Here is a 20,993-nt window from a genome sequence, read left to right on the forward strand (position 1 = left end):
CCACTATTAATTGTTAATCTTTAGATGGAAGTGTCAAAAACAGTATTAATGAGTCCTAAACGCGGGGACATTTACAAAAACTGGCAATTGCTTGCTGAAGGAGAGCAGCAGGGACTTTTTGAATGCTTTAATATTTTTTACGACGACCTGTACCGCTTTGGCCTCTCGCTATATAAAAACCCCGAACTGGTTAAAGAAGGCATCCATAATTTATTTTTGGAGCTATGGAAAATTAAGCACAAACTGGCCGATGTTCAAAACGTGCAGCAGTACACGCTTACCATTTACAAACGCATACTTTACAAAACTTATCAGCAATTTTCTGAAGAAACCCAAACCTGCGATCTTATTGCCGATATTGAAGTAGAGAGCAGCCATATTGAACCATCATATGAGTCGATATTGATTGCCAGCCAGCACGATGAGCACATGAAAAAGCGGCTGCAGAAAGCGCTTAATCAACTCTCGCCCCGCCAAAAAGAGATCATTCGCCTGCGTTATTTTGATACCGTGGCCTTTAAAGATATTGCCGACCAAACCGGCTTAACCGAGCGCACCGTTTACAACACCCTGCACAATGCCATTAAAATACTGCGCGATGTAATATGCGTAACCGTGGTGTTCAGGATGTTTGGTGATGGGAAGTAGGGCTGCATTACGCAGATGCGTCGCAGACGCAAAAACATATTAAGCACTCGTTAAAAACGAGCGCAAGTGTTGGAGGCGTAAAAAGGTTGTCATTTCGATACGAGGTACGAGTGAGAAATCTTATACGATATGCATTGGGGCTTTGTATTTCGTTGAAGATTTCTCCTCGCCCCGTTCACACGCGCCCGCTCAGGCTCGTCGAAATGACAAACTTTTTATAAAATTCAGTCTTCCCAACACCTGTGGTTAAAAACGAGCGCAAGTGTTGGCAGTAAAACAGGGTGTCATGCTGAGTCTGTCGAAGCATAGCGGGCAAAGGCCTCTACGCGCAACCCTTCGACAAGCTCAGGGTGACAGGCTTTTTACTCCGTTTGAACCACGCTCGAATAAATAGAAACCAGTTTTCCGGAAGTAAAATTAAGCTGCACCCGGTTATATTTTTTATCACCTACAGAAACAGAAAAATACCATTGTGGCGATGCACTCATTTGGGGATCATACACCTTGGTAATATCTTTATCAAAAATTCCGATATACTCAAACCTGCTGGTATAGGCACTTATTTTTTTAATGGCTACCAGCTTATTATAAATGCCGTCAATGTTATCGCCTACAGCAACCGTTGAATTTACTCCGATATCCATCGGCCATTTAGGTAATACCACCCCATCATTTGTATAAATAGACTTTACCTTATTATTGGAAAAATAGATCTGGATACCGGTGCTTGTGCCTACCTTTTTATCCAGGTAAATGGATGTATATAACGGGATCTTATTTTCCAGCCCCTCCAAATTTGTAAAAACACTGCCAACAACAGATAAATTAGTGATCTTTCTTTCAGCACGAATTTCCTGGATCTTTGCATAAAGATCGGCGCTTGACTGCCCTATAGTTAAGCCCCATTGCTGCCCGGTTGTAAGTGTATCGCTTGAAATGATCTTTGTTGGTGGCGGCTCGACTATTATTTTAGTTGAGTCCGTTGCCTCTTTTTTACATGCCGGAAATAACAATAAAACAAGAAAGAAAATGGAGAGCTGTTTCATAAGTTTTGAAAGGTTTATAATAGCTATACGCAGCCAATAACCAAAACGCTACATTCAGCGTGACATTTTTGTCATCCTGAGCGCGGCGAAGGATCTATTATGCGATTTCCAGATCCGCCTTGCATGGTGTTGAACAGATCCTTCGTTCCTCAGGATGACAAAAGGGGAAGAGAGGGTACGTAAAAGCTTGTCATCCGGAGCAACATGACACTCTTTTTTAACTCAGGGCGTTGTTATCGTCTTTTGCGATCCATCGGCGTTTACAATGAGGGTGGTATTGGGGCCGGTTTTAAAACTGTAGGAATGGGTACCGTCGGCATTCACGATAAGCGTGCCCTTTAGGTTATCCTTCACCGTAAACGTTGATCCATCGGGATTGGTAACCTCGGTGCTGCGGTAATCCTTAGTTATGGTAGTTATAAAAACCGACTGGGTACCATTTGGATGAATGATAGTTGTTTTAGGTGCGCGATCTATCCAAAGTGTTTTTGAACTATCCGGCGCAACAAGTATAGCAGTTGGACCGCTTAGCGTAATTACATAATGGACACCATCGGGCGTTATAACGGTAACTACTTTTCCTTTCCTGCTAAGTGAAGCGGTTTTGCCGGGAGTATAATCAAAACTTGTGGTGTAGGTGCTGTCTTTACTTGATGTTACCGCCCGATAAAGGGTTAAATCAATCCCGTCGAATGTGTTTTTCTGTATAAATTCGGCGCCTGTAGTTTGGGCAGAAGCAGCACCCGTAATGGCAAATAACAAAAGGGCAAGGATAATTTTTTTCATAGCGATGCAGGTTTATATGCGTTTTGACATGGAACACCCGTTAAGGTTTAAAGTGAGGAAAAACTAAAAGGACCTGTCATGCTGAGCCCGTCGAAGCATAGCGGGCAAAGGCCTCTGCGCTCTACCCTTCGACAAGCTCAGGGTGACAGTCGCTCCTTTACTCGCGCGGGCTTGCAGCCCGTGTGAAAGCATGTTTTAAGCTTCCAGCTTAATAAACACCGGCTGAAAGCCGGAACCATCCTAAGTCACGGGCTGCAAGCTATAAGTGTTCGAAACCTTAGCGACTTATAAAAGGTTGTCATTTCGACGAGCCCGCATGGGCATTGTGTGTGAGTGGCAAGGAGAAATCTTCAACGAAATACTGAGTCCACTTACATTTCGCAGAAGATTTCTCCTCGTACCTCGTCGAAATGACACCCTTTTTATTTGTTCGAACACTTATAGCTGAAAGCCCGCTCCAATGCTATACGTTCTATTTGTTACGCCATTTCCTTTTCAAATATGGCTTGTATGGTGGCTATTTCTTTGGCGTAAATGGTTTTCTTACGCATGGCAAAGTGGAGTGTGTTTTCAATCTTAGGGGCCCCTTCCCATATCAGTTTTACATCGCCTTTGTCAATTTCGCGCTTGCACAAAAAATCGGGGATAACGGCAATGCCCTCGCCGCTGGCCAGGCACCGCACTATTGAATTTAAATTGGGCACTATGTAGTTGGGTTTAAAACTTGGCCTGCGGCCAAAGTTGGTGTACCAAAACCTTATCCAGTGCTCCATATCGCCGGCAGTGCCGTACCATTTTTGCTTAATAAGCCATTCCTGTATATTCTTGCTGTCATGCTGGGCAAGCAGTTCGTCAAATACGTTGGTATCGGTGTTTTTGCCACCCACCAGTACAATGGTTTCTTTTGAAAAAGCTTTATAGTCGATGTTTTTACCCTCGCCTTTGTGCGGGGTAATGATGAGGTCGAGGATGCCGCTGTCCAGATCGCTCAGCATCTGCACATAATCGCCAAATTTAATGATCACATTGAAGGGCAGGCCAGCCAGGTAAGGCTCCAGCGTTATCTGAAAAGTTTCAAAGCACATGCCGATGCTAATGGTGGGCGTATCCTTTTCGGTACTGCGGTGAAAATGCTTTTCGGCCGATTCCAGCTTTTCCAATGCCTCCTGGATATAGTTGTACAGGATCTTTCCCCGTTCGGTAAGTACCATTTTGCGCGGTGTCCTGTCAAACAGTTTATAGCCCACGTACGCTTCCAGCGAGCTCAAATGCAAACTCACGCCCGGCTGCGATACATACAGGCTTTCGGCAGCGCCGGTGAGCGTGCCGGTATCATAAATAGCTTTAAAAGTGCGGTACCATTCTAAATTTACCATAACTCAATCCATTATAATTATAATACAAAGGTATGATTTATGTTATTTTAATTATAGTTAATACCGGGGTATTTTTGTGCTGTAATAAATAAGCAACACACAATGAAGAAAATATTTGTAATAAACGGCGGTCAAAAGTTTGGTCACTCGGGCGGTAGGTTCAACAAAACAATAACCGATACCACCGTTAGTTTTTTTGAAAACCAGCCTGGCTTTGAAGTTAAGTATACCGATATCAACGAACCTTATGACGCCCTGGAAGAGGTAAATAAATACGTTTGGGCCGATGTGATCATTTACCACACACCTATTTGGTGGTTCCAGGTGCCGCACGGACTAAAAAAATATATCGACGTGGTATTTACCGAGGGCCATGCAAAAGGTATCTATCACAGCGACGGCCGCAAAGCCGAAAACCCCACCGTTAATTACGGAACCGGCGGCATGCTGCACGGCAGGCAATACATGGTTACCAGTTCATGGAACGCGCCTAAAGAAGCCTTTACCCTGCCCAATGAATTTTTCAAGGAAACCAGCGTTGATGATGGTCCGCTGTTCGGCTTTCACCGCATGAATGCCTTTACGGGGATGACGCCTATCAGCGGCCTCCATTTTCATGATGTGGAAAAGAATGCAGACATTGCACGCGATATTAAAATTTACAAAACGCACCTAACAAAAAACTTTGTTGATAACACGCAAGAACATGAATATCTACTTAACAGCAATAATTAAAAGCAAACCCGGCCACGCCGAAGAATTGAAACCACTTTTACTGCAACTGGTAAAAGGCTCAAAATCTGAAGCGGCCTGCCTGCAGTACGATCTTTTTCAATCTGCAGATGATGCCAACATTTACATTTTTCATGAGCTATGGAAAGATGCCGAGGGACTGGCCCTGCATGGTACCCAGCCGCACATCAAGGATTTTATAGCAAATTCGGCGGATATCAGGGATGGTGATATTATTATTTACAGCACAAACCCGGTAAGGTAAAATAACCTCGCGCGGGGTTAGCGCAGCGTAACCCGTGTGATAGCATGTATTAAGCTTCCAGCTTAATACATGCCGGCTGAAAACCGGAACCATGCTAAGTCACGGGCTGCAAGCCCGCGCCTGTAATAATCTTAACATAAAAGAGCGATGGGTAAAACCCATCGCTCTTTTATTTGGCACCATGCAAGTTAAAGTCCTCTCCTTTGGAGAGGATTATTTCATGAGGCGCTTACGATACCGTTATCTCGCCGCGCAGATCAAGCTCCATGTAGTGCTTTACGGTGGCGGGATCATCAAACTGGCCCAGGAGGTACATCATTTTGGTAACTGCCGATTCAAAGGTCATGTCGTAACCGTTGGCTATGCCTATATCTTTCAGCTGCTTGCTGGTTTCGTATCGGCCCAGCTCAACTGTGCCTACCTTACATTGCGAAATGTCAACTATTACCTTGCCGCTGTCAATAGCGCCTTTCAGCAGGTCGATAAACCAGCTATCGGTAGTGGTGTTGCCCGCGCCAAAGGTTTCCATTACTATGCCACGTACATCGGCGTTTAAAATGGTTTCAACCACCTTGGGGCTGATGCCGGGGTACAGTTTCAACACGGCCACATCGCTCACCAGGTTATTGTGGATGATAAGCTCCGAACCTTCCTGCGGCTGCCTGATATCGTTTACGCTAAAACGCAGGTGCACGCCAGACTCGGCCAGTATAGGGTAATTCGGCGACCGGAAGGCCTCGAACTTTGATGAATTATATTTAAAGGCCCTGTTACCGCGGAAAAGCTTATAATCAAAATAGATACAAACTTCGGGTACACGGGCATGATCGCCTTTTTTTGCCTTTGCAATTTCAATGGCAGTCATGAGGTTTTCCTTGGCATCCGTACGGATAGCACTTATCGGCAGCTGCGAACCGGTAAAAATTACGGGTTTACCCAAATTCTCCAGCATAAAGCTTAGTGCCGATGCGGTGTAGGCCATGGTATCTGAGCCGTGTAATATCACAAAGCCATCGTTATCATGATAGTTAGCCTGTATCAGCCCCGCAAGGTCGCGCCATATTTCGGGGTTCATGTTTGATGAGTCAATGATTTCCTCAAAGGAGTGTACCTTAATGCGGCAATTAAGTTTCTCCAATTCGGGCACATTATCCATTATTTGCTCAAAGTTGATAGGCTTGAGCACCTTGGTAACAGGATCGCTCATCATACCTATTGTCCCTCCGGTATAGATGATCAGTATCTGGCTCATTAATTAGGTTTTATGCTGTATAACATTAGTGTTTATTAAATACCAAACACCAGTTTTGAATTTTGCGTGGTTATTTCGGCCACCGTTTCAACAGTTGTTTGGTGCATGTCCGCCACCTTTTGGGCAACATAAGTAAGGTATGAACTTTCATTAGGTTTACCCCGGAACGGAACGGGCGTAAGGTACGGAGAATCTGTTTCTAAAACTATATGCTTCAGGGGTATTTGCGCAACAACGTTATCAAGCCCGGCATTTTTATAGGTAACTACACCGCCTATGCCCAGATAAAAGCCCAGGCCAGTAATTTTACGGGCCTGCTCAATAGTGCCTGTAAAGCAATGAAATATACCGCGCAGGTCATCGCCCTGCTCCTGCTGTAATACCTCGTATACCTCGTCAAAAGCATCGCGGCAGTGGATAACTATGGGTAGTTTAAGACTTTTGGCCCAGGCTATCTGCTGTTTAAAACAGGTAATTTGCTCGTTTAAAAAGGTTTTGTCCCAATACAGATCGATACCTATTTCGCCGATAGCATAAATCTGATGCTGGGCATGGGCAGCTTTAATGGCGGCCAGTTCCTGCTCCCAGTTTTCCTTTACCGAGCAGGGGTGCAAACCCAGCATGGGGTAACACATAGCCGGATAGGCCTGCACCAGATCAACCATCAACGGTACCGAAGCAGCATCTACATTGGGTAAAAACAGGCGGGTAACATGGTTATCGGTACAGCGCTGCAATAAGGCGGTGCGCTTATCGGCAATGGTTTCGTAATATAAATGGGTATGCGTATCTGTTAATACCATGCTGCAAAAATAAAAAAGCCTTCTGTTTTTTGGCAGAAGGCTTTTTGTTAATTTTTCTTTTTACTTACGGGTGTTTTTTTGGCGGTGCCTTTTTTTAGCGGGTGTTTAACACCGGGCTTTTTGGCAGCTGCCGGGGCAACGTGCTTACCCGGTATTACCTTTACAATTTCCATATCAAATAATAAGGGACTGTAAGGCGGGATATCTCCCTGACCTTTATCGGCATAACCAAGGTTTGATGGAATAATAAGCTTTGCTTTTGAGCCTTGCGGCAATAAAGCCAATGCTTCTGTCCAACCGGCAACAAGCGGGGTTTCTCCCAACACTATGCTGATAGGCTCATACGGGCGACCAGGCTGATTAAGCCCGCCTGCTTTTGCTACAGACTCGATGCTGGTATCAAACAGTTTACCGTTTAGCAAAGTACCGGCATAATTAACCAAAATAGTATCGCCGGCAACAGGCTTACGCAGGGCCGATGGCTGGGTGATAATATATCTTAAGCCAGATGCTGTGGTTACCGGGCTTAGTTTATTAGCAGCTACATAAGCGTTAAGGTTGGTAACCTCATCCTGCTTTTGTTTTTCAATACCGGCATTACGCTCGGCAATGGCATCGTTAAGGGATTGTACTTTTTCTATTTTAAGCACAAATGTTAAGAAGCTGGCTTTAGGAAAAAATGGTGGGCGGGCTTCTTCATGGCCTTTAAATATAGAATCGGTTGGTACTTTTACTATGGCACTGTCCTTAGCAGCCAGCAATGGGAAAATATCCATCAGGTCGCCAACGTTTTGTGATGGCTGTACCTGCGCCTGTACCGGGTGACCGGCTTTGTAAGTACTGAATAATACCGAATCCTTATCGGTTTTTTGAACAAACTGGAATGTAATTACATCGTTCAGTTTTATCTTATCGCCAGGGTTGCTGGTATATATCTGGTAGAACGCGCCTTGGGCGGTTTTCTTCAGATCTGTTTGCGCCTGTGCAACTGCTGCCAGGGCAACAAACAAAAGCGACAATGAATAAACAACTTTTTTCATAGGGTGTAGTTTTTAGAATATCGAACACTCAATATCGAATGTTGAATAATGAAATGAAAAATCGGTGTTCGACATTGAACATTCATTATTCGATATTTTCCTCTCAATTTAAGAGAGGGATTCATTAACATAACAAAGCCTTCCCGGCCGTTATGGCGGGGAAGGCTTTGTATATTTTTTAATTATTTTTTCTGAGCAGGTGCCTGTGTTGGAGCCTGTGAGGTTGGCGCTTGTTGTGCCTGTGGCATCATTTGCGGTACAACCGGTTTTGGTGCATTAGGGTTTGGGTGAACAATGTCAACCAGTTCCATATCAAACATAATTGGCGTAAACGGACCAATCGGGCCGATACCCTGTTCTTTGTAAGCAAGATCTGAAGGGATCACGAATATAGCTTTTGAACCTTTAGTCATCAGCTGCAAACCTTCGTCCCAGCCCGGTATAACCCTGGCAGCGCCAACAGGTACACGGATAGCATCAAACGGACGGTTTGGATCGCCCTGTACTTTTTCTTTAATGAAAACTTCTTTTATGTTGGTATCAAATACCTTACCGCTTAGCAGGCGGCCTGCGTATTTTATTACAGCAGTATCGCCAACAGCAGCGGTTGGGCCACTGCCCGGGCTTGTAATTACATAGTTTAAGCCAGATTTGGTTTTGCTAAGCTTTAAGTTATGGTCTGCAATGTATTTAGCAATTTTTGCAGGCTCCTGGGCTTTCATACCGGCAGATAAAGTTTTTCCGTAGTCCTCAACCCTGCCTCTGAAAACCTGATCTGTAAGGTTACCTTTAGCTATAACTTTTTCTATTTTAACCTGGAATACTAAAAATTTACCTTTTAAGCCCGGCGGACGTTGTGCACCGTTTTTAAAGATTGAATCGGTAGAGATCTTAAAGGTTGCGCTATCGCCTTCGCCCAGCATTCCTATACCGGCGTAAATATCGCCTTTTGATTGTGGTTTTGGCATTGGTGTAAGTGTTGGGTGACCAACATCATAAGTATTTACCAGCACCGAGTCGCCATCGGTTTTAATAACCATGTTAACGCTCATAAAATCGCCTTCCTTTATATGCGCACCACCTTTTGAAGTGTGGATGTTATAAAGCAAGCCAGCATCGCCTTGTTTAAAGCCTCCGTTGCAACTTGCAAAGCCAATTGCCGCAAGAGACAAGAACATTAATTTTCTTTTCATGTTTAATTTACTGTAATAATAGTTTTTTATATTCGGGTAATATTAGTTTAAACTCTTGTACAACCTGTTCAAGGCTATGTGATGAAACGCCGCCAGCCGCATTACGGTGCCCGCCGCCACTAAAATATTTTTTACAAATCTCGTTTGCCGGAAACTCTCCTTTTGAACGTAATGATAATTTTACCTTATCGCCGCGTGCAACAATAAAGGCCGCCAACTTTATGCTGGCCATTGATAAGGCATAGTTAACGATGCCTTCGGTATCGCCGGTTTCTACATCAAACTTCTCAAGGTCTTCATGTTTTACGGCTATAATGGCGGTATTATACTCGGGCAAAACCTCCAAACAATTGGCCAGGCAATGGCCCAGAAAACGCAGGCGACCTTCGGTAGCACTGTTGTAAACCAGCTCATGAATACGCCAGTTTACCGCGCCGGCATCAATAAGCTCGGCCACAATACGGTGAACTGCTGATGTGGTATTTGGTAAACGGAACGATGCAGAATCTGTCATGATGCCTGTATATAAACAGGTAGCCACATCCTTATTTATCAGTTCCTTGTGCTGCAGTTCATTAACTATAAAATCATAAATAAGCTGGGCGGTTGCGCAGGCGTTGATGTTCCAGTGACGGTAATCGTCAAAATCCTGAGGTTCCAGGTGGTGGTCTATCATTATTTTGTAGGCCTTGCTTTCGCCCACCAGTGCGCCCATTTCATTGATGCGGCTTAAAGCGTTAAAATCCAAACAAAATATAAGTGCTGCATCGGCAATTAACGCTGCCGATTGCCCGGGTTGTTCGGTGTATATAATAACATCTTCGTTACCGGGCAGCCAGCTTAAAAAATCAGGATAATCTGTTGGGGCAATAACCCTTGCATGATGGCCCTGCTGTATAAGATAATTGTACAAACCTAATGACGAGCCCATAGCATCACCATCGGGTTTATGATGGGTAGTGATCACTATTTTTTGAGGGCTTGCTAAAAGTTCTTTAAGCGCGGCTAAATCTAACATCAATTTTAAAAAAGAGTTGCAAAGCTAAATAAATAAATTAAATACAAACCATCTAATTTAATTGAAAAAGCTTTATGTTACAGATGTAAAACGTTACTTTTGCGGCAAATTGGTCGGGGTTGGAAAAGATCATGGTTCATAGTTAATGGTTCATAGCAGCTACGGTTTAAGATTGTAGCCTTAACGCGCTTAATTCCATCAACATATTTACTATGAACCATCAACCACGAACCATGAACCCAAAAAGATAAATCAATTCAATGAAAACTAACAGAACTTTTACCATGATAAAGCCCGATGCAGTAGCAAACGGCCACATTGGTGCAATTGTAGACAAGATAACCAAGAGCGGTTTTAAGATCATCGCCCTTAAATACACTTTTTTAACGCCAGAAAAAGCAGGTCAGTTTTATGAAGTACATGCTGCACGTCCGTTTTACAAGGATTTGGTTAGCTTCATGTCATCGGGCCCAATTGTAGCGGCTATACTTGAAAAAGATAACGCTATTGAAGATTTCCGCAAGCTTATTGGCGCTACCGACCCTTCAAAAGCAGAAGAAGGTACCATCCGTAACCTTTTTGCAAAATCAATTGATGCCAATGCCGTTCACGGTTCAGATTCTGACGAGAATGCGGAAATTGAAGGCAGCTTCTTTTTCTCGGCTTTCGAAAAATTCTAAAACCTTTTTAATTTACGGATGTAATGATAAAGTTACATCCGTAAATTAATTGCCTCATTTATTGGTATTTCAGATTTATGTTTTGTAACTTTACCAAACGGCGCTATGCTGTTGAGGCAGTAAACATGCCAATTAATTAACAAACCAAAGGCAACTTTAAAATTTATAGAATATGAAACTGTTTTTGAAATGCATCATTTACACGCTTTTTGTGATATGCTTAACAGCGTCTTCTATACTTTTATACCAGGCACACCCTGAAGTTCAGCTTGCCTTTATTATACCGGGCCTGTTTATTTTAGTATATTCGGTAATAAGCGACGATCTGGGTTTAAAACGCCATCCAAGTGTTCGTTTGCGTTTAACTAAAGGAAGATAATCTCTTCTACCAAGATCCCTTTTGCTTCTTCATTTATCTTATCCACTATTTGGGTACGCATCATCATAAGCTCATTTTTTATAACCGACGATTCGATACGTAAAAACAGTTTCCTATCTCTTATAAACAATTCCTTGGTGCGGTTTGCTACCGATGTACCAACCAGCTGCGGCCATGCCGAAACAACTGCTGTTTCATCAAAGCGGCGTTTAATTTTATAAACATTAAGCATTTGCTCAATGGCCTCCTTCATGGATTTGTCGTTTGTTTTACGCATCGATAGTTCCTTTGGTTACATTAAATAGTTTTACATCAACAGCAATTTTTTCAAAGATCTGCTCAACGCGGTTTATGCTGGTATCGGTAATAAACACCTGCCCAAAATCATTGTTGGATACCATTTTCATAAGCTTGGTAACGCGGTCATCATCCAGCTTGTCAAAAATATCATCAAGCAGCAGCAGCGGTTTAAATCCTTTTTGCTGATACAGAAAAGTATACTGCGCCAGTTTAAGCGCAATCAGAAAAGATTTTTGCTGCCCCTGCGATCCAAATTTTTTCATGGCCATACCGTGAATGCCAAATTGCAGATCATCCTTATGAATACCTACGTTGGTGCGCTGCAGGGCGCGGTCGCGTTCCACACTTTTTTTCAGCAGGCCGCCAAAATCATCCTGCAATAATTGCGATTCGTAATTAAGCTCCACCTGTTCGGCATCATCACTTAAAAAACTATAATGCTTATTAAATATAGTAGTGAAACCTTCCATAAAAGCCTTGCGCCGCTCAAAAATACGGTTACCCGATAGGGTGAGCTGTTCATCCAGCACCTCCAGCAAACTGGGATCATACCTGCCGGTATCGGCAATAAGCTTTAGCAGGGCATTGCGGTTGGCCAGTACCTTATTATAGGTTATCAGCTCATCAAGGTAATGGTTGTCTGTTTGGGATATTACATTATCAATAAACTTGCGCCGCTCTTCGCTGCCCTCGGTTATAATGCTGGTATCATACGGCGATATCATTACCAGCGGCAGCAGGCCAATATGATCGGCAAGGCGCTGATAATCTTTTTTATTGCGTTTGAATTGTTTTTTTTGATTGCGCTTAACTGAGCAGGCCACCGCTTCGGGCTGCTGGTTTTTGCTGAACACCCCGGTGATGATAAAAAAATCGGTACCCTGCATTATCTGCTGGCTGTCTATCGGGTTAAAATAACTTTTACAAAGCGACAGGTAATGGATAGCATCAAGCAGGTTGGTTTTGCCCGCGCCGTTGTTCCCCGTAAAAGCGTTAACCGTGGGGCTGAAAACAAGCTCGGCCTCCTCGTAATTTTTAAAGTTAATAACTGATAGTTGCTGCAGATACATGGGATGGCAAAGTTAGTTTTTTTGGTTGATTAAGTGGCCGGCGGATTGTGTTTGATTAAGCCCAAAATGTCGCCCGCTAAAAACTCACAATTGGAATCAGCCACAAAAACCAAACCCTTACTGACGGCTACTGACGACCTACTGACGATTGCTGACGACCCATTGACGGCGACTGACGACCTACTGACGGCTGCTGACGAAATGTAAAAAAACAAAACTTTACGCCCCGCAAAGATTTAATTTAAAAGCTATTGCCAGTAATTTTGAAAACTGTAACTTTGCAAACTTAATTTTGTAATAACAATGTCAAAAACCCAGGCGAATACCAAAGTTGCAGCACCTCAAACTTCTTTAGGGCAAAGCGGCAATTTCGTGCGCGAGAATCAAAAAAGCTTACTATTTATAGCAGGAGCAGTGATTGCTCTTATCGTAATTTATTTTTTATACCTGAAAGTATATTTAGGTCCGCGTGAAATTACTGCGGCTAACCAAATGCACGTAGCACAGGATTTTTGGGCCAAAAAAGATTGGGACAAAGCCATTAAAGGTGATGCCAGCTACCCTGGTTTTGAAAAAATCATTAGCGATTACAGCAATACCAAGGCTGCAAACCTTGCTTATTATTACTTAGGTACTGCCTACTTAAACAAAGGCGATTACAAACAGGCTATTGAAAACCTTACCAATTTCCGCGGTGACGATATCATGGTATCTGCAGAGGCTTTTGGCAGTACAGGCGATGCTTACGTGGAACTAAAGGACTATAGCAATGCTGCAACTTACTTTAACAAAGCTGTTGACAAGGCAAAAAACAAATTCCTTTCTCCGCTTTACTTAAAGAAGCTTGGCTTGGTTTACGAAGAACAAAAAGATAACAAATCAGCATCAGAAACTTACAAAAGGATAAAATCAGAATACCCTGAAAGTGCTGAGGCTCAGAATATTGACGAATATATTGCCCGCGCCGAAGCGAAATTATAATTTTTGATCTCGGATGTCGGAATTTCGATTTCGGATTTATTGACTTGCAAAGCCTCTAAATCTGAAATCGATTTTTTATTTTAGGTCATCCGAAAAAACAAATCCGCAACCGAACATCCCAAATCCGAAAACTCAAGATGTCTACCCAGCTTAAAAATCTTTCAGACTTTTCTCATACCCAGGTGCCTTCGGCAGCCGCATACCGCTTTGGTATTGTTGTAGCCGAGTGGAATGCCGAAATAACAAACGCGCTTTACCAAGGGGCTTATAACAGCCTGGTTACCAATGGCGCGCTGCCCGAAAATATTTTTACGCATCCCGTTCCCGGCAGTTTCGAGCTTACCTCCGGTGCCGACTTATTGCTAAAAACCGGTAAAATAGATGCTGTAATATGCTTAGGCTGCGTAATACAAGGCGAAACCCGCCATTTTGATTTTATTTGCAACGCAGTAGCAAATGGCGTAAGCAATGTTGCCATAAAATATTCAAAACCTGTTATATTTGGTGTGTTAACAACTGATAATCAGCAACAGGCAATTGACCGCGCAGGCGGCAAACATGGTAACAAAGGCGATGAAGCTGCAATTACGGCCATAAAAATGGCGGCCCTTGCTGAAACTTTAAATGACTGATTTACGTTAAAACTGATAAGTTAATACGATGAGAAAAATTATTTATATAGCGATAGTAGCCATTGTGGCTTGCGGCATATCTTCATGCTCAAATAAATTATGCCCTGCTTACAGCTCATATCCTAAAGGCGGTCGCTAACAGGCAAATGTCATTTTTAATTACCACATAAAACTTTCATGAGTTTTAGTGTTATAATTACGTTATAGCATTGCACACTATATTTTAATTTTATGAACTGGATAGCGCTGGAGTCGGCAGAACAATTAAATAGTATAAAACAATACCAAGGTTACAGCCTGATATTTAAACATAGCACACGCTGCTCCATCAGCATGATGGCAAAAAGGCGCTTTGAACTGGATTGGGAAGACCTCCCCGAAGATATGCCCCTTTACTTTTTAGATCTTATCAAATACCGCGAGCTATCGGCACAGGTTGCCCAGCTTTTCCATGTACATCATGAATCTCCGCAATTATTGCTGATCAAAGACGGCGAATGCGTTCTTGACCAATCGCACGGTGCTATTTCTGTTGAAGAAGCGATATCGGTACTTGGTTAGTTAATGGTTCGTGGATAATAGTTCGTGGTATTTTAGGCTATGAACTATTCACACTCATGTTATCACATCTTACAAGCATCTGAAATCTGCACATTTGAAATTTGCACATCTTCAATTTACTGTAATAATTATTACTACCTGCCGGTAACCATATTACTGGTTATTTGGTTTTTACTTACATTTGTACCATGATTGAATTACCGGTTGTTGCTGCTGTTAGTCAAACCCAGCGTAAGCCAGATTGGCTTAGGGTAAAACTTCCCATCGGAAAAGAATATGCTCATGTGCGTGGTTTGGTTGACGAGCATAAACTGCATACCATTTGCGAAAGCGGTAATTGCCCCAACATGGGCGAGTGCTGGGGAGCCGGTACTGCCACATTCATGATTTTGGGTAACATTTGTACCCGTTCGTGCTCATTTTGCGCCGTAGCAACGGGAAGGCCGCTTGCTGTTGATGTTGATGAGCCAAACCGTGTAGCCACATCAGTAAAATTAATGCAGGTAAAACACTGCGTTATCACCTCTGTTGATCGCGATGATTTAAAAGACGGCGGCTCTATCATCTGGGCCGAAACCATTAACGCCATCCGCCGGGAAAGCCCCGAAACCACTTTAGAAACTTTGCTGCCAGATTTCCGCGGCAACTGGGATAACCTTGCCCGCGTGCTGGAAACCCGCCCCGAAGTGGTATCACATAACCTGGAAACGGTAAGGCGCTTAACGAAAGAAGTACGTATCCAGGCAAAATATGACCGTAGTTTGGAGTGCTTAAAACACGTATCTGAAGCTGGCTTGCGCACCAAATCGGGCATTATGCTTGGCCTGGGCGAAACCGAAGGTGATATATTAGAGGCAATGGACGACTTGCTTACTGCCGGCGTACAGATCCTTACTTTAGGACAATACTTACAACCAACCCGCAATCACCACCCGGTAATTGACTGGATACACCCAGATCAGTTTGCGCGTTTAAAACAATTTGGCTTAGATAAAGGTTTTAGATATGTAGAGAGCGGCCCGCTGGTACGTTCATCTTATCATGCAGAAAAACATCTGTTTGAAATATGATAATTCCTTTATATATTCACCACGTTGAGTAAGAAACATAAAATATCACTTTCAGAGGACGAGCTGGTGCTTGCGCTGCGAAATCATGAAAAGATCGCCGTGGAGGCGCTCTATGACATGTATTCGTCGTCTTTATATGGAGTAATCTCACGCATTGTTACCGATACCGCTATAGCCGAAGATGTTTTACAAGAAACTTTTGTAAAAATCTGGCATTCCTTTTCAAGCTACAGTACTGAAAAAGGCCGTTTATTTACCTGGATGGTTAATATTGCACGCAACCTTGCAATAGATAAGATCCGCTCAAAAGACTTTAAGAATCAAAATAAAAACCAGGAGATTGAAAATAACGTAACTTTCATAGACGAACAAAGGAACACAGTTTACAAGCCTGAGTTGATGGGTGTTAAAGATTTAGTGCAGACGTTAAAACCTGAGCAAAAATCAATTATCGATCTGGTATACTTTAAGGGTTACACCCATGTGGAAGCTGCCGATGAATTGGGCATTCCGCTGGGAACCATTAAAACCAGGTTAAGAATGGGCATACAGCAACTCAGAAAACATTTTAATTGAAAGTGGAAGATTTAAAAGCATATATAGAAACAGGGATACTGGAACTTTACGTTCTGGGGGATATTACCCCCGACGAAAAGTTGCAAGTGGAGGCGATGGCTTTAAAACATCCGGAGGTAAAGGCCGAACTGGATGCGATAGAGTTATCCATGGAGTTGTATGCAAAAGAAAACGCGGTTGAACCATCAGAAAAATTACGTGGCCGCATATTAGGCAGTCTGCTCATTAATTTAGGCGATGACAATAACTTAACCGCCGCACCAAAACACGAAGAAAGTACAGAATACGAAGAAGATAATATTGTTACCCTGCCAGCCCGTAAAGAAAATAACTTTTACAAATACGCATTTGCAGCCAGCTTTACCTTGCTCATAGCAAGCAGTATTGCGCTTGTAAATGTTTACGGAAACCTGAAAGAATCAAAAGATCAGTTGATTGCCATAACGCTTGACAGGCAGAAAATTGCCAACAACGTTAATCTGATGGATAAGGAACTGATAGTTTTGCGCGATACATCGTACAAGATCATTCACCTGAAGGGAACGGCTAAAACACCAGCATCGGTAATTACCCTGGCATTTAGCCCGGCTAAGAAAAAGGTGGTTTTAGATATGGCAAATATGCAAATGCCAAAAAATGACGAAGCACACCAATACCAACTTTGGGCACTTGTAGGCGGCAAACCGGTTGATCTGGGCGTTTTTGATGCCAAAGGCGATACCGCCAATATTAAAGAAATGAAGTCAATTGCTTCGGCTGATGCATTTGCGGTAACATTGGAGCCAAGAGGCGGCAGTGTTAACCCAACGCTTGATCAGATGATGGTTATTGGTAAGTTTTAAGGTACCAGCCACTGTCCTTCCCAATTATTATTTATTAAATTAAAGCATGCCCTGCGGTTGCCATCGCGGCTAAGTTTTAGCCATTCTAAAAAGTTTACGCTAATACTTACAATTGCGAAGTTTTGGTAGCCCTTAATCAGCGCATCAAACATATTTTCCGGGTTAATGTATTCCAAACCATTGACAGGCCCACCTATTTTTGAGGACGGACCAGGTTGCGCCATATAGGCCGTTTTACCGTTGTCATTTAATGCATTCCAATGCAACTCGGTTAATTCATCCTGGTTATGAATAGTGGCATCTCCTTTTAATATGAGTTGAATTTTATCAGCATCATCATAAAATAACGTTGTAATTCGGCCATCACGCCTAAGATTTTCAGTTTTTTCAGACCGTAAATCGGTATAAAAAAATATTTTTTTTGTCGCTTCATCAACAGCCCGCAAAACAACGGTACTGGCGCAAATGCTGTCTTTTCCATAGCTCGAAATCAACATGTTACGACATGTACTGTGATTTTGCAAACTGCTCTTTTTCAATTTTTCCCAGCTTTCGGATACTATTTTAGTAAATAAAACGTCCTTATGTGACATTATTTAACATTTATTTAATGAAAAAACCAATCAATTATTCGTTTTTTTGTAACTATTAGGGTAGTTCATGCGTCCTATAACCAGTTAGATCAAAAAGAACCCGAGAAACCGATATGTGATGAAAAAAGATCTGACTCATTAAACTTGAGTATTTAGTTCTTTATAAGATCAGTTAATAGTTAATCCAGAAGCGGTTGTACGATACTTACAACCGCTTTTTTTATACCATTAACTTTGCCATTGTTGCCGGAAGCTGCGCGGCAAGCTTACCCGGCAAAACTACATTTAACCTGTTTGGCAACGCCAGTTCATCGCCGGCTTTACCATGTATATAGGTTCCTATAATACAGGCTTGTAACGGTGTATAGTTTTGAGCCAGCAATGCGGTAATAACCCCGGTAAGCACATCACCCATACCCCCTGATGCCATAGCGGCGTTGCCCGTGGAATTAAAATAAACCATTCCGTTAGGTGCAATAGTTATGGTATAATCATTCTTTAAAACGATGACTACTTTCAACCTGGCCGCCTGTTCAATACCTGTTTGCAACCTGTTCCACCAGCTTTTATGTTCACCAAACAGCCTGTCGAACTCTTTCATATGCGGCGTTAAAATACTTTCTTCGGGGAGTTTTTCTAATACTTTTTTATCGGCCGCCAATAAATTAAGTGCATCGGCATCAATAACCAGGGGCTTTTTATAGTTTTTTATAAAACTCAACAGTAAAGCCGCCGCATCCTTATCCTTCCCAAGTCCCGGGCCTATAGCAATGGCATTAAATTTATCCCATTCAATTTCGGGGAGCTCATTTTCATTCCGCACAATTGCCATCAGTTCGGGCAGGTAAGTATTCAGCGCGGTGAGGCCGCTTTGGGGGATGCAGGCAGTAGTTAGTCCCGCCCCACCATGTGCACTGGCTGAGGCACAAAGGAGCGCAGCACCCATGGTTTTTTCCTGGCCGGCTATAATTAGCGCGTGACCGTATGTACCCTTGTTGCTAAACCGGTGTCGTGGTTTTAACATCCGGCGGATATCTTTTTCCTCTATAAATTGGTATGGTGAATTTAGCGACCGTACAAAATCTTCATTTATACCAATGTTCACTGCTTCCCAGCAATTGATGTAGGGCGCCGATTCGGGCAGCAGGAAATTGATCTTGGGTTGCTGAAAAGTGATCACCAAGTCGGCTTTTATAGCTATTGTGTCAGGCAAAACTTCCCCTTCCGAAAAGAAGCCTGTAGGCACATCTACCGCAACCACGGTTTTGTTTAACTCGTTAATATGCTTTACCAACAATTCATAATCGCCGGCGAGTGGCTTGTTTAAACCGCTTCCTAACAGGGCATCAATAATAATAGCACCGTTTTCATCCGGCAGTTTATCACCTTTGTTTATTTCTGCAACAGGGACGCTTGTTTGCTTTAAACGGACAAAATTAGCATTAAAATCATCTGATGCCTTGCTGCTGAAACGCGCTATTTTAACGTTGATATTTTTATACTGATGCTCATTTAACAAACGGGCAATAGCAAGGCCATCACCCCCGTTGTTGCCGGTGCCACAATAAAACGAAATAGCCTGTTTTTTATCGGGAAAGTGATTAATGAACCATCCTACAAAAGCCCTTGAGGCCCGCTCCATCAGATCGACAGAAGAAATAGGCTCGCTGGCTATGGTGTAGGCATCAGCCTGGCGAATTTGGTCGGAAATTAGTAAAGGCAGCATATAAACCTAAAGTTAGGAATTATATGTTTTGTTTTAAATATAACTAAACCGGGAAACTAAACTTCCCCATCAATACTGCTGGATTACTGCCGATAGCAACCGGCTCACCGCTAAGCGCTTCGTTACCCAACAGCGCAAACAATATAGCTTCTTTAGCATCAGGATCAATGCCTAAGCTGCCGGTATCTTTTATATCATCAAATTGCTGTTTTAGCCGTTCCATTACAAAGGGGTTTCGTGCCCCGCCGCCGCTTACAAAAACTTTTAACTCGGGTGCGTTTATATTAGTTTTTATAAAATCAATGATAGCAGTTGCGGTGAATGCGCTTAACGTACTTACTAAATCTGCTTTGGAAATATCTTCCGTTCCGGACGTTGCCTGCACGTGTTCAACAAGGGTTAAATTAAACAATTCCGGTCCGGTGGTTTTTGGAGCTTGTTCCGCAAAAAATGGATGATCAAGCAAGGCGGCGAGCAATGCTTTACTTACCGTACCGCTGTTGGCGATATTCGAATCCTCATCATAAGTCTTATTGAAAAACTCCCGGCAAGCAGCATCTATCAGCGTATTTCCCGGGCCAATATCGGTGCATAATACCTTCGATGTATCGCCATCGGCAGGCAAATAGGTAAGATTTGCAATACCGCCGATGTTCAGCAAAATCCTATTTTCGCCAGGCTTACCGCCCAGCAACACATCCCCGTATAGGGCTAAAGGTGCCCCTTCACCGCCTGCGGCAATATGTTTTTGTCTGAAATCGCTAATGGTTAGTATCCCGGTTTTTACCGCCAGGTGATCGCCGTCGCCAATTTGCAGGGTGGCATTGGGGTAGCCAGGTTGTTTATGTAAACGTTGGGGGGCATGGTAAATAGTTTGCCCGTGGCTGGCTATAAAATCTACAGTTTCAGGCTCAATATCCCATTTTGCAAGCGCCTGCAAAACAAGCTCGCCATGATAATTGCCGATGTAGGCGTTTAACAAAGTCAGCTTTCCCAGGTCGACAGTTTTGCGGGCAAACACCTGCTGTACCTCCTTTTTAAAACTATTGGGGTAAGGTATGGTGATGAATTGCAACAATGCGAATCTTGTTTGTAAACCATTGCCGGTAAACTTGCACAAGGCTATATCCAACCCATCCAGCGAGGTGCCCGACATTAAACCAATGCCAATTTTGGCTGGCTTTTGGGCGATATCGAAAAGATTTTGCAGATTTTGGTTTAGCGGTAACATGTGCTTAATTTACTGTTTGTTGCGGCCTGTAAATTGAGAATAATAGCGCCACAATGTAAATATCTGATATATTTGTTTGTAACCAAATACCATCCTATTTATGGCCCGATTAAATTTATTGGAAGAAACCCGGTACGAGAAGCTGCCGGTAAGTGTTTATGGCAGTAAGCAGCAGGCATCCGTGGCCGTAGCC

At 43.0% G+C, this 20,993-nt stretch carries 24 protein-coding genes and 1 pseudogene; 12 read left to right on the plus strand and 13 right to left on the minus strand.

Going from position 1 to position 20,993, the window contains the following annotated elements:
- The first annotated feature begins 48 nt into the window (after positions 1–48).
- Positions 49–648, plus strand: coding sequence for an RNA polymerase sigma factor (locus tag BLS59_RS27815; RefSeq protein WP_162842798.1), 600 nt, complete (start codon positions 49–51; stop codon positions 646–648).
- Between the two features lie 362 nt (positions 649–1,010).
- Here the strand turns inward: BLS59_RS27815 and BLS59_RS27820 are convergent, their stop codons facing one another.
- The 3 genes from BLS59_RS27820 to BLS59_RS27830 form a co-directional block, all read right to left on the minus strand.
- Positions 1,011–1,694, minus strand: coding sequence for a hypothetical protein (locus BLS59_RS27820; RefSeq protein WP_091156057.1), 684 nt, complete (start codon positions 1,692–1,694; stop codon positions 1,011–1,013).
- Between the two features lie 222 nt (positions 1,695–1,916).
- Positions 1,917–2,480: a hypothetical protein gene (locus BLS59_RS27825; protein WP_091156061.1), complete on the minus strand. Its 564-nt coding sequence runs from the start codon at positions 2,478–2,480 to the stop codon at positions 1,917–1,919.
- 479 nt (positions 2,481–2,959) lie between these two features.
- Entirely contained in the window at positions 2,960–3,856 is an 897-nt protein-coding gene (locus BLS59_RS27830) for a LysR family transcriptional regulator (RefSeq protein ID WP_091156064.1), read from the minus strand.
- Between the two features lie 102 nt (positions 3,857–3,958).
- On the opposite strand from BLS59_RS27830, the gene BLS59_RS27835 reads away from it, so the two are divergent.
- Together BLS59_RS27835 and BLS59_RS27840 are read left to right on the plus strand one after the other, a co-directional pair.
- Positions 3,959–4,591, plus strand: a complete 633-nt coding sequence (locus tag BLS59_RS27835) for an NAD(P)H-dependent oxidoreductase (RefSeq protein ID WP_091156067.1) — start codon at positions 3,959–3,961, stop codon at positions 4,589–4,591.
- Positions 4,563–4,853, plus strand: coding sequence for a putative quinol monooxygenase (locus BLS59_RS27840; protein ID WP_091156069.1), 291 nt, complete (start codon positions 4,563–4,565; stop codon positions 4,851–4,853). Before BLS59_RS27835 ends, BLS59_RS27840 begins: the two co-directional genes overlap by 29 nt.
- A gap of 229 nt (positions 4,854–5,082) precedes the next feature.
- On the opposite strand, the gene BLS59_RS27845 is transcribed toward BLS59_RS27840, so the two are convergent.
- From BLS59_RS27845 to BLS59_RS27865, 5 genes are all read right to left on the minus strand, one after another.
- A complete protein-coding gene (locus BLS59_RS27845) occupies positions 5,083–6,105 on the minus strand; it encodes an asparaginase (RefSeq protein WP_091156072.1) in 1,023 nt (340 codons plus the stop codon).
- Between the two features lie 35 nt (positions 6,106–6,140).
- Positions 6,141–6,908 (minus strand): TatD family hydrolase, encoded by a 768-nt coding sequence (locus tag BLS59_RS27850; RefSeq protein ID WP_091156075.1) that lies wholly within the window; start codon positions 6,906–6,908, stop codon positions 6,141–6,143.
- A 47-nt stretch (positions 6,909–6,955) separates the two neighbouring features.
- The gene (locus BLS59_RS27855; RefSeq protein ID WP_091156079.1) at positions 6,956–7,948 is read right to left on the minus strand and encodes an FKBP-type peptidyl-prolyl cis-trans isomerase; all 993 of its coding nucleotides are present in this window, start codon (positions 7,946–7,948) and stop codon (positions 6,956–6,958) included.
- Between the two features lie 182 nt (positions 7,949–8,130).
- Positions 8,131–9,141, minus strand: a complete 1,011-nt coding sequence (locus BLS59_RS27860; protein WP_091156082.1) for an FKBP-type peptidyl-prolyl cis-trans isomerase — start codon at positions 9,139–9,141, stop codon at positions 8,131–8,133.
- Between the two features lie 7 nt (positions 9,142–9,148).
- A complete protein-coding gene (locus tag BLS59_RS27865; RefSeq protein ID WP_091156086.1) occupies positions 9,149–10,159 on the minus strand; it encodes a DHH family phosphoesterase in 1,011 nt (336 codons plus the stop codon).
- A 260-nt stretch (positions 10,160–10,419) separates the two neighbouring features.
- Between BLS59_RS27865 and BLS59_RS27870 the strand changes: the two genes are divergently transcribed.
- Positions 10,420–10,839, plus strand: coding sequence for a nucleoside-diphosphate kinase (locus BLS59_RS27870; protein ID WP_091156090.1), 420 nt, complete (start codon positions 10,420–10,422; stop codon positions 10,837–10,839).
- Between the two features lie 172 nt (positions 10,840–11,011).
- Complete coding sequence (locus tag BLS59_RS27875; protein ID WP_091156094.1) at positions 11,012–11,218, plus strand: hypothetical protein; 207 nt, start codon at positions 11,012–11,014, stop codon at positions 11,216–11,218.
- Here the strand turns inward: BLS59_RS27875 and BLS59_RS27880 are convergent.
- Together BLS59_RS27880 and recF are read right to left on the minus strand one after the other, a co-directional pair.
- Positions 11,205–11,495, minus strand: a complete 291-nt coding sequence (locus BLS59_RS27880) for a DciA family protein (protein WP_091156096.1) — start codon at positions 11,493–11,495, stop codon at positions 11,205–11,207. The two genes, BLS59_RS27875 and BLS59_RS27880, sit on opposite strands and share 14 nt — an antisense overlap.
- Positions 11,488–12,588 (minus strand): DNA replication/repair protein RecF, encoded by a 1,101-nt coding sequence (gene recF / locus BLS59_RS27885; RefSeq protein WP_091156100.1) that lies wholly within the window; start codon positions 12,586–12,588, stop codon positions 11,488–11,490. Before recF ends, BLS59_RS27880 begins: the two co-directional genes overlap by 8 nt.
- A 303-nt stretch (positions 12,589–12,891) precedes the next feature.
- Between recF and BLS59_RS27890 the strand changes: the two genes are divergently transcribed.
- The 6 genes from BLS59_RS27890 to BLS59_RS27915 all read left to right on the plus strand — a co-directional run bounded on the left by BLS59_RS27890 (position 12,892) and on the right by BLS59_RS27915 (position 17,250).
- Complete coding sequence (locus tag BLS59_RS27890) at positions 12,892–13,569, plus strand: tetratricopeptide repeat protein (RefSeq protein WP_091156104.1); 678 nt, start codon at positions 12,892–12,894, stop codon at positions 13,567–13,569.
- A gap of 137 nt (positions 13,570–13,706) precedes the next feature.
- Positions 13,707–14,201, plus strand: coding sequence for a 6,7-dimethyl-8-ribityllumazine synthase (ribH, locus tag BLS59_RS27895; protein ID WP_091156107.1), 495 nt, complete (start codon positions 13,707–13,709; stop codon positions 14,199–14,201).
- A 231-nt stretch (positions 14,202–14,432) separates the two neighbouring features.
- On the plus strand, positions 14,433–14,762 hold the full coding sequence (gene ytxJ, locus BLS59_RS27900) for a bacillithiol system redox-active protein YtxJ (protein ID WP_091156110.1): 330 nt from the start codon (positions 14,433–14,435) through the stop codon (positions 14,760–14,762).
- A gap of 188 nt (positions 14,763–14,950) precedes the next feature.
- Positions 14,951–15,832 (plus strand): lipoyl synthase, encoded by an 882-nt coding sequence (gene lipA, locus BLS59_RS27905; protein WP_091156113.1) that lies wholly within the window; start codon positions 14,951–14,953, stop codon positions 15,830–15,832.
- Between the two features lie 24 nt (positions 15,833–15,856).
- Positions 15,857–16,408 (plus strand): RNA polymerase sigma factor, encoded by a 552-nt coding sequence (locus BLS59_RS27910; protein ID WP_091156117.1) that lies wholly within the window; start codon positions 15,857–15,859, stop codon positions 16,406–16,408.
- A gap of 2 nt (positions 16,409–16,410) precedes the next feature.
- On the plus strand, positions 16,411–17,250 hold the full coding sequence (locus BLS59_RS27915) for an anti-sigma factor (RefSeq protein WP_091156121.1): 840 nt from the start codon (positions 16,411–16,413) through the stop codon (positions 17,248–17,250).
- Here BLS59_RS27915 and BLS59_RS27920 read toward each other — a convergent pair.
- From BLS59_RS27920 to BLS59_RS27930, 3 genes are all read right to left on the minus strand, one after another.
- Complete coding sequence (locus tag BLS59_RS27920; RefSeq protein WP_091156124.1) at positions 17,247–17,843, minus strand: pyridoxamine 5'-phosphate oxidase family protein; 597 nt, start codon at positions 17,841–17,843, stop codon at positions 17,247–17,249. The genes BLS59_RS27915 and BLS59_RS27920 overlap by 4 nt on opposite strands.
- Before the next feature lie 220 nt (positions 17,844–18,063).
- Entirely contained in the window at positions 18,064–19,569 is a 1,506-nt protein-coding gene (locus BLS59_RS27925; RefSeq protein WP_091156127.1) for an NAD(P)H-hydrate dehydratase, read from the minus strand.
- A 43-nt stretch (positions 19,570–19,612) separates the two neighbouring features.
- Positions 19,613–20,800: an anhydro-N-acetylmuramic acid kinase gene (locus BLS59_RS27930; protein ID WP_091156131.1), complete on the minus strand. Its 1,188-nt coding sequence runs from the start codon at positions 20,798–20,800 to the stop codon at positions 19,613–19,615.
- Between the two features lie 100 nt (positions 20,801–20,900).
- Here BLS59_RS27930 and BLS59_RS32745 point away from each other — a divergent pair.
- Positions 20,901–20,993, plus strand: a pseudogene (locus BLS59_RS32745) (glucosamine-6-phosphate deaminase); the annotation flags it as partial.

The organism is Mucilaginibacter pineti (assembly GCF_900101875.1).
Classification (GTDB): domain Bacteria; phylum Bacteroidota; class Bacteroidia; order Sphingobacteriales; family Sphingobacteriaceae; genus Mucilaginibacter; species Mucilaginibacter pineti.

Excerpts from the sequence above, each read along its gene's own strand:
- BLS59_RS27820 (WP_091156057.1), bottom strand. The coding sequence starts at position 1,694 with ATGAAACAGCTCTCCATTTTCTTTCTTGTTTTATTGTTATTTCCGGCA.
- BLS59_RS27850 (WP_091156075.1), bottom strand. The coding sequence starts at position 6,908 with ATGGTATTAACAGATACGCATACCCATTTATATTACGAAACCATTGCC.
- BLS59_RS27880 (WP_091156096.1), bottom strand. The coding sequence starts at position 11,495 with ATGCGTAAAACAAACGACAAATCCATGAAGGAGGCCATTGAGCAAATG.
- recF (WP_091156100.1), bottom strand. The coding sequence starts at position 12,588 with ATGTATCTGCAGCAACTATCAGTTATTAACTTTAAAAATTACGAGGAG.
- BLS59_RS27840 (WP_091156069.1), top strand. The coding sequence starts at position 4,563 with ATGAATATCTACTTAACAGCAATAATTAAAAGCAAACCCGGCCACGCC.
- BLS59_RS27835 (WP_091156067.1), top strand. The coding sequence starts at position 3,959 with ATGAAGAAAATATTTGTAATAAACGGCGGTCAAAAGTTTGGTCACTCG.
- BLS59_RS27920 (WP_091156124.1), bottom strand. The coding sequence starts at position 17,843 with ATGTCACATAAGGACGTTTTATTTACTAAAATAGTATCCGAAAGCTGG.
- BLS59_RS27870 (WP_091156090.1), top strand. The coding sequence starts at position 10,420 with ATGAAAACTAACAGAACTTTTACCATGATAAAGCCCGATGCAGTAGCA.
- BLS59_RS27865 (WP_091156086.1), bottom strand. The coding sequence starts at position 10,159 with ATGTTAGATTTAGCCGCGCTTAAAGAACTTTTAGCAAGCCCTCAAAAA.
- BLS59_RS27875 (WP_091156094.1), top strand. The coding sequence starts at position 11,012 with ATGAAACTGTTTTTGAAATGCATCATTTACACGCTTTTTGTGATATGC.
- BLS59_RS27860 (WP_091156082.1), bottom strand. The coding sequence starts at position 9,141 with ATGAAAAGAAAATTAATGTTCTTGTCTCTTGCGGCAATTGGCTTTGCA.
- BLS59_RS27855 (WP_091156079.1), bottom strand. The coding sequence starts at position 7,948 with ATGAAAAAAGTTGTTTATTCATTGTCGCTTTTGTTTGTTGCCCTGGCA.
- BLS59_RS27830 (WP_091156064.1), bottom strand. The coding sequence starts at position 3,856 with ATGGTAAATTTAGAATGGTACCGCACTTTTAAAGCTATTTATGATACC.
- ribH (WP_091156107.1), top strand. The coding sequence starts at position 13,707 with ATGTCTACCCAGCTTAAAAATCTTTCAGACTTTTCTCATACCCAGGTG.
- BLS59_RS27890 (WP_091156104.1), top strand. The coding sequence starts at position 12,892 with ATGTCAAAAACCCAGGCGAATACCAAAGTTGCAGCACCTCAAACTTCT.
- lipA (WP_091156113.1), top strand. The coding sequence starts at position 14,951 with ATGATTGAATTACCGGTTGTTGCTGCTGTTAGTCAAACCCAGCGTAAG.
- ytxJ (WP_091156110.1), top strand. The coding sequence starts at position 14,433 with ATGAACTGGATAGCGCTGGAGTCGGCAGAACAATTAAATAGTATAAAA.
- BLS59_RS27825 (WP_091156061.1), bottom strand. The coding sequence starts at position 2,480 with ATGAAAAAAATTATCCTTGCCCTTTTGTTATTTGCCATTACGGGTGCT.
- BLS59_RS27930 (WP_091156131.1), bottom strand. The coding sequence starts at position 20,800 with ATGTTACCGCTAAACCAAAATCTGCAAAATCTTTTCGATATCGCCCAA.
- BLS59_RS27815 (WP_162842798.1), top strand. The coding sequence starts at position 49 with ATGAGTCCTAAACGCGGGGACATTTACAAAAACTGGCAATTGCTTGCT.
- BLS59_RS27845 (WP_091156072.1), bottom strand. The coding sequence starts at position 6,105 with ATGAGCCAGATACTGATCATCTATACCGGAGGGACAATAGGTATGATG.
- BLS59_RS27925 (WP_091156127.1), bottom strand. The coding sequence starts at position 19,569 with ATGCTGCCTTTACTAATTTCCGACCAAATTCGCCAGGCTGATGCCTAC.